Annotated in this window: 12 protein-coding genes; all 12 read right to left on the bottom strand. The window is 37.6% G+C overall.

Translation table 11 applies throughout. The features are described 5' to 3' along the window. Positions 1 to 235 precede the first annotated feature (235 nt). Entirely contained in the window at positions 236 to 1,102 is an 867-nt protein-coding gene (locus FSZ17_RS10285) for a 2-oxoacid:ferredoxin oxidoreductase subunit beta (RefSeq protein WP_057769956.1), read from the bottom strand. Beyond that, positions 1,103 to 2,839: a 2-oxoacid:acceptor oxidoreductase subunit alpha gene (locus FSZ17_RS10280; protein ID WP_057769955.1), complete on the bottom strand. Its 1,737-nt coding sequence runs from the start codon at positions 2,837 to 2,839 to the stop codon at positions 1,103 to 1,105. Between the two features lie 317 nt (positions 2,840 to 3,156). After that, positions 3,157 to 3,417 (bottom strand): stage V sporulation protein SpoVS, encoded by a 261-nt coding sequence (gene spoVS / locus FSZ17_RS10275; RefSeq protein ID WP_009791522.1) that lies wholly within the window; start codon positions 3,415 to 3,417, stop codon positions 3,157 to 3,159. Between the two features lie 476 nt (positions 3,418 to 3,893). Beyond that, positions 3,894 to 4,691: a TIGR00282 family metallophosphoesterase gene (locus FSZ17_RS10270; protein ID WP_057769954.1), complete on the bottom strand. Its 798-nt coding sequence runs from the start codon at positions 4,689 to 4,691 to the stop codon at positions 3,894 to 3,896. Between the two features lie 101 nt (positions 4,692 to 4,792). Further along, complete coding sequence (gene rny / locus FSZ17_RS10265) at positions 4,793 to 6,361, bottom strand: ribonuclease Y (RefSeq protein ID WP_057769952.1); 1,569 nt, start codon at positions 6,359 to 6,361, stop codon at positions 4,793 to 4,795. A gap of 319 nt (positions 6,362 to 6,680) precedes the next feature. Continuing rightward, complete coding sequence (gene recA / locus FSZ17_RS10260) at positions 6,681 to 7,721, bottom strand: recombinase RecA (protein WP_057769951.1); 1,041 nt, start codon at positions 7,719 to 7,721, stop codon at positions 6,681 to 6,683. Positions 7,722 to 7,990: 269 nt separating this feature from the next. Next, positions 7,991 to 9,244, bottom strand: a complete 1,254-nt coding sequence (locus FSZ17_RS10255; protein ID WP_057769950.1) for a competence/damage-inducible protein A — start codon at positions 9,242 to 9,244, stop codon at positions 7,991 to 7,993. Positions 9,245 to 9,328: 84 nt separating this feature from the next. Continuing rightward, positions 9,329 to 9,907, bottom strand: a complete 579-nt coding sequence (gene pgsA / locus FSZ17_RS10250; protein ID WP_057769949.1) for a CDP-diacylglycerol--glycerol-3-phosphate 3-phosphatidyltransferase — start codon at positions 9,905 to 9,907, stop codon at positions 9,329 to 9,331. Between the two features lie 50 nt (positions 9,908 to 9,957). Continuing rightward, entirely contained in the window at positions 9,958 to 10,872 is a 915-nt protein-coding gene (locus FSZ17_RS10245; RefSeq protein WP_057769948.1) for a helix-turn-helix domain-containing protein, read from the bottom strand. 18 nt (positions 10,873 to 10,890) lie between these two features. Continuing rightward, positions 10,891 to 11,685 carry a DUF3388 domain-containing protein gene (locus tag FSZ17_RS10240; protein WP_057769946.1) on the bottom strand — a complete coding sequence of 265 codons (795 nt, stop codon included), beginning with the start codon at positions 11,683 to 11,685 and terminating at the stop codon, positions 10,891 to 10,893. 203 nt (positions 11,686 to 11,888) lie between these two features. After that, positions 11,889 to 12,149: a DUF3243 domain-containing protein gene (locus tag FSZ17_RS10235; protein WP_057769945.1), complete on the bottom strand. Its 261-nt coding sequence runs from the start codon at positions 12,147 to 12,149 to the stop codon at positions 11,889 to 11,891. 313 nt (positions 12,150 to 12,462) lie between these two features. Continuing rightward, entirely contained in the window at positions 12,463 to 13,185 is a 723-nt protein-coding gene (gene ymfI / locus FSZ17_RS10230) for an elongation factor P 5-aminopentanone reductase (RefSeq protein WP_057769944.1), read from the bottom strand. Positions 13,186 to 13,286: the final 101 nt, after the last annotated feature.

Below are 13,286 nucleotides of genomic sequence, written 5' to 3'. Positions count from 1 at the left end.
AAAAAGATTACAAAAGTAAAAAATACATTAGAAAAACTTGGCGTTCGACAAGTCCTTTTTGGCGAATGCCTTAGTTTTTTCTTATGCGATCTTATTAGCCGATATTAAATTGAACACACACTTTAATTTAGTATGTTAATAAACTTAAATATTTCTATTAGCTAAAAAGAAGAAGCCCAAAATTGGGGCTTCTTCTCATGATATATAATGCACCATTAAGACGGAGCACAATATTTTACATAAATTCTTCCACTAATTTATCAAAGTATGCTTGATCTAATTTAAGATCAGCTTGAGTTAATGGCGTTTCTGAATAACCTTTTAACAGCTCTTGATATGATTTTCGCTCAGTATCTTGATAAATTAAACCTGTTACTAAGCCGTTGTGATTCATTAATGTTTGCATTGCCATTGCACGATTAGAAGAATCATACCCTTCAATATCACTAAGCTTAGTTAAATTCTCTTTAAACCAATCATATGTATTAACTTTATTGTAAGTTACACATGGACTGAAAACATTAATTAAAGAGAATCCGTCATGTTTAATCCCTTCTTCAATTAATGCTGTTAAATCCTTAAGATCGGTAGAGAAACTTTGAGCTACAAATGTCGCACCTACTGTTAATGCCATTTCCATTGGGGCAATAGCTTGCTCAATTGATCCTTCAGGAGTTGATTTTGTTTTAAAACCAGCTGCTGAACGAGGTGAAGTTTGACCTTTAGTTAACCCATAAATTTGGTTATCCATAACGATATAAGTAATATTTAGATTACGACGAATCGCATGGATAGTATGCCCCATACCAATTGCAAATCCATCTCCATCACCGCCAGAAGCGATAACAGTTAAATCTCGATTTGCCATTTTCACTCCTTGAGCAATTGGAAGAGAACGGCCGTGAATACCATGTAAGCCATACGAATTAATATATCCAGAAATACGTCCAGAACATCCAATACCTGAAATGACAGCTAGATTTTCAGGCTCTAAACCAACATTTGCAGCCGCACGCTGGATAGCCGCTTGCACAGAGAAGTCTCCACAGCCAGGGCACCAGTTTGGTTTTACATTATTTCGAAAATCTTTAAATGTTGCCATTTAGAACAACTCCTTGCAATTTGTGTGAATTTCATGTGGCAAGAATGGATTTCCGTCGTACTTTAATTGATTATGAATCTTCTCAGCATGTCCGACATTCATCTTCATAATATTTGCCAATTGCCCAGTTGCGTTGTTTTCAACAACAACAATCTTTTTAGCAGATTTTACGAGCGGCAGTAATTCTTCTGTTGGGAACGGATGAATTAAACGTACTTGTGCATGGTTAACTTTTATTCCATCTTTTTCAAGTCGAACTACAGCTTCTTCTATTGCACCACGTGTTGAATTAAAGCCGACAATTAATAAATCTGCCTCTGCATGTGGAGCATATTTATAAACTGGTGTTTTGAATGTTATATTTTCAATCTTACGGAATCGCTTATCCATTTGTGCATTACGGTTTGCTGCAGATTCTGATGGCTTACCTGTTTCATCATGCTCTACACCGGTTACATGGTGGATTCCATTTTTCATTCCAGGAATTACTCGTGGAGAGATGCCATCTTCTGTTACTTCATAACGCTTAAAGTAGCCCTTATTTTCAACTTCTGGTAATTCACCTGTTAAAAGCTTGCCACGGCGAATTTCAATTTGATCAAATTCTAGCGGCTCAACAGTTTGCTTACCTAAAGAAAGCTGAAGGTCAGATAGGACAATGACAGGACATTGATACTCTTCTGCTAGGTTAAATGCTTCTGCAGTATCATAGAATGCTTCTTGAACTGTACTTGGTGCTATAACAATTTTTGGAATTTCGCCATGAGTACCGTAAATCATTGCCATTAAGTCAGATTGCTCCTGCTTTGTCGGCATTCCTGTTGAAGGACCGCCACGCTGTGTATCAACTATTACTAATGGAGTTTCTGTGATTCCAGATAAGCCTATTGCCTCCATTTTCAATGATAAACCAGGTCCTGAGGATGCAGTTAAAGCACGTACTCCACCATAGTTTGCACCAATTGCCATTGTAACCGCAGCAATTTCATCTTCTGTCTGAATGACTGCTCCGCCCAGTTGAGGCAATTTTGCAATTAAATATTCCATGATTTCTGAAGCTGGTGTAATAGGATATGCAGCCATGAAACGGCAACCTCCTGCAAGAGCACCTAAAGCAATTGCATCGTTACCAATCATGAACAAGCGTTGCTTGCCATCCGCTTTTTCAAGTTCCATTAATTCTGCTGTATCTCCAAGATTTTCTTTCATAAAATCAAAGCCAGCTTTTACAGCTTCCATATTTTTATCAACAACTTGTTGTCCTTTTCGGCCAAATATCTCTTGAACTACTACTTCAAATACGCTAATATCTAAGTTCAGCACTGCGCATGTTGCACCAACAGCAACCATGTTTTTCATAAGGGATGTCCCGAGTTCAGCTGCTAAATCTGTAAATGGAACTGCATACATTTTAGCCTCTGTATCTTCAGGCTTAATAGGACTGAACTTTGCATCAGCAATGATAACACCTTTATCATGAAGTTCCTTGTAATTTAAATCGATTGTTTCTTGATCAAATGCTACCAAAATATCAAGGTCGTCTGAAATAGACCTAACTTGACTAGTGCTTACACGGATCTTATTGTTTGTATGACCGCCTTTAATACGCGATGAGAAATGGCGGTATCCATACAAGTAGTAGCCTAACCGGTTTAACGCGATAGAGAATATTTCTCCAGTGCTTTCTATACCTTCACCTTGCTGCCCGCCAACTTTCCACGAAAGTTGATTGATCATGACTTACACCCCTTTGGATACGTTAAAAAGATATGTAAAAACGTTTAATTTAAATAAGTATAGCACTCATTCAAAATCATAAAAAAAGGTAATATGTAAAAATTTTGATTGGGTACTAAACGCTTTCAATTCTAGACCTAAGTCTTAAAAAAAGCAACCCTTTACGACTAATTATTGTCGAAAATGTGAATATTTTATGATTAATAAAAATATACTAATTAAGTTGACTAAAATTGTTCCTAATTTCGATTTCTTTATCTAAAAAAGAACCTGTTTGCTTTATTTGCAAACAGGCACCTTTCAATAATCTCATTACATTATCTAGGTTCCACAATCAGCTTTATTGCTGTTCGTTCTTCCCCATCAATTTTTATATCTGTAAATGCTGGGATACAAATCAAATCCACTCCGCTAGGCGCTACAAATCCTCTTGCGATAGCTACTGCCTTTACCGCCTGGTTTAATGCACCTGCACCAATCGCCTGGATCTCAGCTCCGCCTCTTTCGCGCAAAACACCTGCAAGCGCACCTGCTACAGAATTAGGATTAGATTTTGCTGAAACTTTTAATATTTCCATTCCTAGCTCCTCCTTGTTTTATCCCTCCCGCATGTTCATAACCTAGCTGCTCCCTTTCCTTCTTGATTTGCGAACTGCAATGCAAAAACAAAAAATTAAAGTGATAAACACTGGCAAAGGATACAACCAACTTTGTATAGCTTTTCTGGAAATGAACATATAAGGTATATATCATTCCATTGCTACTATATTCAGTTCTTTATTCACATATTCCGGCTTGGACAAAATAAAGGATGAAACATAAAGAAAACTCGCCGATTGGCGAGCCTTGGAAAGGTGAAGACAGAGGCGTAGTTGCACTTATCGCGCTCATACCTGCCACGTCCTGTGGCATTCGCCCGACTAGGACATCCTGTCCGTCGTACTTAATTCCAAAAATTAGCAACTACGTCGAAACATCTTCTACGCTGACAATTTATACTTTCTAAGTGTATAGAAAAGTGTAAGCACTTTAAGAACAATTTATATCTGTTTTTTTATGAATAAAATGGATGGTCTTCATTAATTAATATTCGTTCTATTTTTTTGGCTTTACCTGTTTTATTTTCTAAATCTATTAATACGGCACTCAATTGTGCTCGTCCCTCTTTAGGAACTTCAAACCTCACAGGCATACTCATTAAGAATCTTTTTATTACAGCATCTCTTTCAACACCCAGAATCCCATCATACGGACCTGTCATACCTACATCAGACATAAACGCCGTACCCCCTGGTAAAATACGATTGTCGGCTGTTTGCACATGTGTGTGCGTTCCAACTACTGCAGATACTTTCCCATCCAGATACCATCCCATTGCCTGCTTTTCGCTTGTAGCTTCTGCATGGAAGTCTACAAAAATAAAAGGCGTTCTTTTCCTCGCTTCTTGTACCAGTTCATCTGCTTTTTTGAAAGGACAATCAATAGCAGGTAAAAATGTTCGTCCTTGAAGACTAATAATGGCAATTTCTTCTGTGTTGTATTTTAAATATACAATTCCCTTCCCCGGATTTCCTTCCGGAAAGTTAGCGGGACGAACCAAATATTTAGCATCATCTATAAAATCAAAAATTTCCTTATTATCCCACGTATGATTGCCTAGTGTTACAGCTTGAGCACCAGTTTCTAAAAAGCCTCTATAAATCTTTTCCGTTATTCCCTTTCCACCTGCAGCATTTTCCCCATTAATGATCGTAATTTGAGGACGATACTTTTCCTTTAACTTTGGAACATATTCCTTGATCATATCACGACCCATGGAGCCTACTACATCTCCTACAAATAATATATTCATGAATTTTTCCCTTCATCGTTTATTTCTTAATTGTTTCATACACCTATTTATTATTTTATTTCCTTTACTCAAAAAAATAAAGCGATGCTAAGTGCACCGCTTTATTTTGCATATTCCACGGCTCGTGTTTCACGAATAACCGTTACTTTAATATGTCCTGGATAATCAAGCTCTTCTTCTATCTTTTTCCTTATATCTCTTGCTAGTCGATGTGCTTCAAGATCATCGATTTGCTCTGGTTTTACTAAGATACGAATTTCTCGGCCAGCTTGAATAGCAAATGATTTTTCTACACCCTCATAAGATTCAGAAATTTCCTCAAGCTTTTCAAGACGACGGATATAGTTTTCAAGAGTCTCTCTTCTTGCTCCAGGTCTCGCTGCAGAAAGTGCATCAGCTGCAGCCACTAAAACGGCAATAATTGAAGTAGGCTCAGTGTCCCCATGATGTGAAGCAATACTGTTAATAACTACTGGGTGCTCTTTATATTTTGTAGCAAGCTCAACACCAATTTCAACATGGCTTCCTTCAACTTCATGGTCGATTGCTTTTCCAATATCATGGAGTAAACCTGCACGGCGTGCCAACGTCTCATCTTGTCCCAATTCAGCAGCAAGCAGTCCCGATAATTGCGCTACTTCCATTGAATGCTTTAATACATTCTGGCCATAACTTGTTCTAAATTTAAGTCGACCTAGAATTTTAATGAGATCTGGATGAAGTCCATGAACACCAACTTCAAATGTAGTCTGTTCACCAATTTCACGGATATGCTCATCTACTTCTCGGCGTGCCTTATCAACCATTTCTTCAATCCGTGCAGGATGAATTCGTCCATCCTGAACAAGCTTGTCTAAAGCTAAACGAGCAGTTTCACGGCGAATTGGATCAAATCCAGATAAGATGACTGCTTCTGGAGTATCATCAATAATGAGATCAATTCCTGTCAGCGTTTCTAGCGTTCGGATATTTCGGCCTTCTCTTCCGATGATCCGACCTTTCATCTCATCATTAGGAAGGTTGACAACTGAAACAGTTGTCTCCGCAACATGATCCGCTGCGCATCGTTGGATTGCCAGTGACAAAATATCTTTCGCCTTCTTATCGGCTTCCTCTTTCGCTCTAATTTCGCTCTCTTTGATCATTAACGCGACATCATGAGCCACTTCCTGCTCGACTCGCTCCAAAATGATGGACTTTGCCTCTTCACGAGTTAAGCCCGAGATGCGTTCCAGCTCAGCTTGTTGTGCTCGTACCATCTCGTCCACTTTGCTTTCCATCTCTTCAATATGCTGTTGTCTTTTGTTAAGAGAATCGTCCCTCTTCTCTAAAAGTGTTTCACGCTTATCTAACGTTTCATCTTTACGATCAAGATTTTCTTCTTTTTGTAGTAAACGATTTTCTTGTTTTTGAAGCTCATTTCTTCGATCACGAATTTCACGCTCCGCTTCAGAACGAAGCTTGTGAATCTCATCCTTTGCCTCTAGCAATGCTTCTTTCTTTAAAGCTTCTGCTTCACGGTTTGCATCTTCCAAAATCTGATCTGCAGAATCCTTGGCTCCTGCAATCTTTGCTTGAGCAATGGACTTACTAACAAAATAACTAACAACTGCACCGACGAATAGGCCAAGCAAACTGGAGATGATGATTGCTAATATTAAATCATCCATCATTTCACCTCCTCTTGCTATGAACTTGTTTGTGTTACGTTTCTAAAGTGTCGGCATGTATATTGTCCTTTCAACATACAGCGCAAAGGCTTTTCAACGTGTTTTCATTCATTTTAAAATGTAAAATATACATGTTTAATTGTAAAGGTGTGGAATTTCATTGTCAAGGCTTTGTCGATTTAAGCATTGTTATATGACAATGTATTCTTTAAACAGTTTTAGTTAAGCAACTCTAATCGTTTAAAGTCTATCACAGTTTCGAAAAAGTCAAATAAAAAAGCAAAGCTGCTTCTCAATGGCGGCTTTGCTTTAATCTCAATTAATCAATAAGTTCAAATTCCTCTTGATCTTCATCGCCACTAATAACCATTTCACCATCAAGGCCATAGTGATCACGGATTTGCTTTTGAATTTGTAGGCGAATCTCAGGGTTTTCCTTAAGAAACTGCTTTGCATTTTCACGCCCTTGGCCTAGGCGCTCTTCGTTGTAGGAATACCACGAACCGCTCTTTTGAACGATGTCTAATTCAGATCCTAAATCAATAATTTCGCCTTCCTTGGAAACTCCCTCTCCATACATAATATCCACTTCTGCTACACGGAATGGAGGTGCAACCTTATTCTTGACGACTTTAATCTTCGTTTTATTACCTACTATATCAGTACCTTGCTTTAATTGTTCAGCACGGCGCACTTCAAGACGGATTGTTGAATAGAATTTAAGTGCACGTCCCCCTGGTGTTGTTTCAGGATTCCCAAACATAACTCCTACTTTTTCACGAATCTGGTTAATAAAAATAGCAATCGTTTTTGATTTATTAATGGCTCCCGATAGTTTACGAAGGGCCTGTGACATAAGACGTGCCTGTAAACCGACATGAGAGTCTCCCATTTCCCCTTCAATCTCTGCCTTAGGCACGAGAGCAGCAACAGAGTCAATGACAAGAATATCTACTGCACCGCTTCTTACAAGGGCTTCCGCTATCTCTAAAGCTTGTTCACCTGTATCAGGTTGGGAAAGCAATAATTCATCAATATTTACGCCAAGCTTTTGTGCATAGACCGGATCAAGTGCATGTTCAGCATCGATAAATGCAGCTTGTCCACCTGCTGCTTGAACTTCTGCAATAGCATGTAAGGCAACGGTTGTCTTACCTGAGCTCTCAGGGCCATAAATTTCAATTATTCGGCCTCTTGGATAACCCCCAACTCCTAGTGCAGTATCTAGTGCAAGAGAGCCGCTTGGAATGGTGGAGATTTTCCGATCCGTTTGTTCTCCAAGCTTCATAATTGAGCCTTTACCGAATTGTTTTTCTATTTGTTTTAACGCCATTTCTAGTGCGGCTTGACGATCGCTCATTAATTCTTCCTCCTTTATAATAACCAAAATCTCTTTGATAACTTTTGGTCTCTTTACCTAACTTAACTATAACTGTTTTTATCGTGTTTGTCGAGAATAAATTCGAACATTCATTCGTCTTTTTTTCATCTAGTAAAGAACGGAAAATATAAAAATCTCTATGGAAAAATGGTATTTTCAAGAAGAATGTTTTTATTTAATATCAAATCAAATAAAAATCTGAAAATGGGAAATGATCAAAGGAATAAATATAAAAAAACCAGAGTGCCTTATTTCGCACTCTGATTTCTTTTCAAACTCTTTATTAAAAGGTAACATCCATATTTTACACTTCTTGCACGAATGGATTCTCTCGTTCCTCCAAAATTAAGTTCTTCTACATGAATCGGTTGCCCATTTATGAAAATTCCTATATAAACGGTTCCTATGGTCTTTCCTTCGAGTTGATCAGGTCCTGCAACTCCAGTAAAGCTAATACCAATATCAGCATTCATCATTTTAGAAACATTTTCTGCTAATTCTAAAGCACACTGTGCGCTTACGACGCCTTCTTCCTCAATTGTCTTTTTAGAGATATTAAGAACATTAGTCTTTACTTCATTCGTATAGCAAACAACACCGCCTTTGAGAATAGCACTTGCACCTGGTATGGATGTAATTTCCTGCTGGAACATACCTCCCGTTAAACTTTCCGCACAACTAATCGTTAGTGCTTTGTCATTTAACAATTTTACAGTCTCATTCATAAGGGATGTATCATCATAACCATAAAAATAATGACCGACACGGGATAGTATTGCTTCCTCTGTTTCATCTAATAACTGCAGTGCAGTTTCCTTTTGATTATGTTTGGCAGTCAATCTAAGGGTGACCTCTCCATCTGAAGCAAGCGGTGCAATAGTTGGATTGCTTTGAGAATCTATCAAATCCTCAATTTCCGTTTCCAACATCGCTTCACCGATTCCGAAAAATCTTAATACCCTAGAAACAATTACATCCTCATCATGAAGCTTTGTACGAAGGATGGAATAACCATATTTTAAAAACATCGGTTCCATTTCTTTTGGCGGCCCTGGAAGAAGCATATACAAATGATTATCAGTATCTAGCAGCATCCCAGGAGCCATACCATGCTCATTTGGCAACACTTGCGAATCTTCTAAAATAATTGCTTGCTTTTTATTATTTTCTGTCATAATTCTATTGGAACGCTCAAAATAAAGTTCAATTTGCTTTAGTGCTTGTTCATCCATAATTAGTTGTTTGTTTAAATGGCGAGCAATAGTTTCTTTTGTCAAATCATCCTTTGTCGGACCTAATCCTCCAGTAAAAATAATAAGATTAGAACGGCTTTCAGCAATTTCTATTGCATCCTTAAGACGTTGGGGATTATCTCCAACAACTGTATGATAGTATACATTTATCCCTAGTTCAGCAAGCTGTTGTGATATAAAACGAGCATTTGTATTGACAATCTGACCTAGTAATAATTCAGAACCAACAGCAATGATTTCTGCATTCATCGATCCGCCACCTAACAAAAGTAGATTATTTTATGATCAAAATTCTAATCGAGCCAGTATTGGCTTAAACTATATGAAGTAATTTTATTTTGAATGATCGAATATTTGCTTATTTTTCACAAAATAATCCCAGCCAGACCATATGGTAAAGAACATCGCAATCCATAGGGCAATATCTGCAAATGGGATAGAAAACATTTCGAAAATAATATTATGTAATAGCAGTGCAGAAATGGCAACAATTTGTGTCCATGTTTTAATTTTACCTAACATATTAGCGGCAACTACCTCGCCACCTTCTGCAAGAAGAAGACGCAGACCAGTAACGGCAAATTCGCGGCTAATAATAATGATAACGATCCAAGATGGCGCAAACCCTAATTCAACAAGGACAATCAATGCTGCAGAAACAAGCAATTTATCAGCAAGTGGATCAAGAAATTTTCCGAAATTTGTAACAAGGTTAAGCTTCCTTGCATAATGGCCATCAATCCAGTCTGTTGCAGAAGCAAAAATAAAAATCAATGCTCCGACCAGATGTGTGACAGGAAGAGTAGTACCTAATAACGAAACATCTCCCCATTCAAAAGGAACGAGCATCACAATCAAAAAAAGCGGGATTAAGCAAATTCTTGAGATAGTTATTTTATTTGGCAGATTCATGATTTTCCTCCGTATTCGTGATAAAGCGAAAATAGTCATCAAAATGATGACTATTCATTGCTCGGTAAGTAGCGAATGGTAATATCCTGTGTGACAGATTGAGCAGGATCAATGGCAAACTCAATTTTTTCATCATTTATATAAATTTCGGTCTCAGTCGATTTACCAATTTTAATGAAGGCTTCAGTTTCTTTCGAAAAATCAAAGGTTTGGCTCTCGTTTCCACCTTTAGTTAGAGTACCTTGAAAGAATGATTCGCCCTTTTCGTTCGTGATGCTAACCCATGTTTCACCTGTCGACGCTACTTTTAATTCGAACTTATCAGCATTTTTTAATTCATAGACAGTTTTTCTACCGCTTGATTCTGCAACCGATATTTCCTGTTTAGGAGGTTCTACTTCCGTTTCATCCTCCCCAATAACTTCATCATCTGAATTATTATCATTTTCAATTGTTTCATTTTCTTCTTTTTTCTTTTTATCGGAATCTTTAGCGAAGTCTTCCGATTCTTCTATTTTTACTTCTTCAGTCCCACTATTATCAGATGATTCTATTCCAGAGTCATTACTGCCTTTCTGTGTGTAAAAATACCATAAAGCAGCTGCAGCACCAATAACAAAGAGAGCAATTAATAATTTCGGAAGAATATCAAATACTCTCGAATTACCTGAAGAAATATTTTCCCTAGATTGAACTCTTGATATCTTTTCTGGGATATCTTCATTAATGGTTGACGGAATTTCAGATTTATATTGTTCAAAAATCTCTTCAGGATGCAATCCTACTGCCTCTGCGTATTGTTTAATAAAAGCCCGTACGTAGAATTGTCCAGGCATCATACTATAGTTTCCTTCTTCAATCCCAATTAAATAACGCTTTTGAATCTTTGTAGCAACTTGCAAGTCATCAAGACTCATATTTTTAGCCAATCGGGCTTCCTTTAGCCGATTACCGAGTTCTGTCAATTTATAACACCTTCCAACTCACGAAAAATCAAAGCCTCCAAAATCATTCTCGGAGATCATCCTTGTTTTATCGACAATATCATATTTTATTTCTTCTTCAGGATCATTGCGCAGTTCAATAATATAATCAAAATCTTCAATAGAATACTCAGTATTTTCAACAAAAATATCTGGGTGCTCTACTACTTTCACAGCATTCATATGCATAATTTCACGAATAAGCTGCCAATGACGCTCATTTGCTCGTCTTGATGATACAATTCCATCAATAATAAACAAATTGTTCTCATTATACTCATCATGAATCAATTGGCTGCGTATCGTTTGTTTTAAAAGAGTGGAAGAAACAAACAACCACCTTTTATTCGCACATACACTTGAAGCGACGATAGACTCCGTTTTTCCTACACGAGGCATTCCTCTTATTCCTATTAGTTTGTGTCCATCTTGCTTAAATAATTCTGCCATAAAGTCAACTAATAGTCCAAGCTCGTCCCTTACGAATCGGAATGTTTTCTTATCATCCGCATCTCTTTGTATGTATCTTCCATGACGAACAGCGAGACGATCCCTCAATTTTGGTTCACGCAGTTTAATTAATTTTATTGTATCCATTGTCTGTAAAATAGACTCTAAGCGAACAATTTGTTCATTGTTTTTTGCTAGTATAAGCAATCCCCTTCGGCCTTCATCGACACCATTAATTGTTACTATGTTAATTGAAAGCATTCCTAAAAGGGACGAAATATCACCTAGCAAACCAGGTCGGTTCTTTTGAATTTCGTACTCTAAATACCACTCTGTTTTACCCAATAGGCCCCACCCCTTTAGTTCCGTTCTTCTTTATTTTTTAAAATACAATAGAACCAATGATTTGACCTCAATATAATACCATTATTATAATATATGATTTCATAAAAAGATGAAAGGAAAAACCGACTCGATAACGTAAAAAAGTAAATTATTCATATTCAACTGAAAAAAGAGAGGGGCTCCCTCTCTTCTTCATTCCTAAATTATTGTTGTGTACTGTTGTTCTCGACAAGTTTCACCATTACATGTGCAATTGCCATTTGTTCATCTTTATCCGCAACAGACCACATATCAGAAAGAACTCTTTGTTGTTCATTTTTCGGATCTACCTGCCTGGCTAAGTAATCACCGATTTGATAGGCAAGTTGATTAACTGTTTCTTTATTCATTCCTTGCTGCTGTCCCTGATCTAAACGATCACCAAGGAAGTCTTTCCACTGCTGCCAATTATCAATTACAGACATGAATTATCCTCCTTCAAAAAACTATGTTGTACACCACTGTACATTGTTATTTTGTTTATTAGAGAGAAAAATATTCATGCTTTATATTTGCTATGTGTCAATTTTATCCCGCATTAACGGGCAGTATGACCACCACCTCAAGATTGAGAGTGAAGCGAGGAAGATAGGTGGGGGAAACTGCCCGTAAAAGCCCGTAAAATGAACACAGACTAAAAGCGCCACATCGTGTGGCAACGTCTGTGACCCACTTCCTGTGGGCCGCAACTAACCATCAGTGGGAGATGAAAAACCCCTCACTGATGGAAGTTTCACTTTATGTATACCATCCACCGTTAACAGCCAGTACTTGACCAGTAATATAAGATGATTTTTCCGATAAAAGAAATGATACGGAATCAGCTATATTCTCCGGAGAGGCAAGTTTGCCCATCGGTATTTCATTTTTTATCGTCTCTAGCTCCTCGAATGAAAAGCCCTTCATCATGGCTGTTTGTACTGCACCAGGAGCTACGGCATTAACTCTAATACCATTAAAGGCTAGCTCCTTACTCAGTGCCTTTACAAACGCGATTTGAGCACCTTTAACGGTTGAATAGGCCACTTCACAAGCCGCTCCAGTTTGCCCCCAAATAGAGGATATAACAATAATATTGCCACTCCCTTTTGACAGCAATTTTGGAATGAGCTGCTTCGTAAGCAGCAGCGGAGTTGCCACATGAAGATTAATTAATGATTCAGCTACATCATCGTCAAGCTCATATAAAAGACCATAGTGACTTACTCCGCTATTATGAATGATTGCATCAAGTGAAAAAATATTTTTTACTACTTTTTTATATCCCTTTTTGGAAGACAAATCTGCTTGAATTGGTATATATTCTCCACCAAAAGGTTCAAGGCGTACCAAGAGATCCTCTATAGCCTTTTTATTCTCGTGATAATGTAAATATAAATGATAACCTTCCTCCGCTAATTTAACTGCGATGGCTCCCCCTATTCCACCGCTCGCTCCAGTTATTAATACATGTTTCTTCATATCTCCCACTCCATTTTTCAATTGACAAAGAAATAGCAAAGCTATTCTTAGTTCTTAAAGAAATAAAGCGCCATAAAAGGCGCTGTTCATTTTTATCATTT

The sequence above is a fragment of the Cytobacillus dafuensis genome (genome assembly GCF_007995155.1).
Lineage (GTDB): Bacteria > Bacillota > Bacilli > Bacillales > Cytobacillaceae > Cytobacillus > Cytobacillus dafuensis.
The sequence above is the reverse complement of the archived record's forward strand: the minus strand, read 5'-3'. Positions and strand labels throughout refer to the sequence as shown.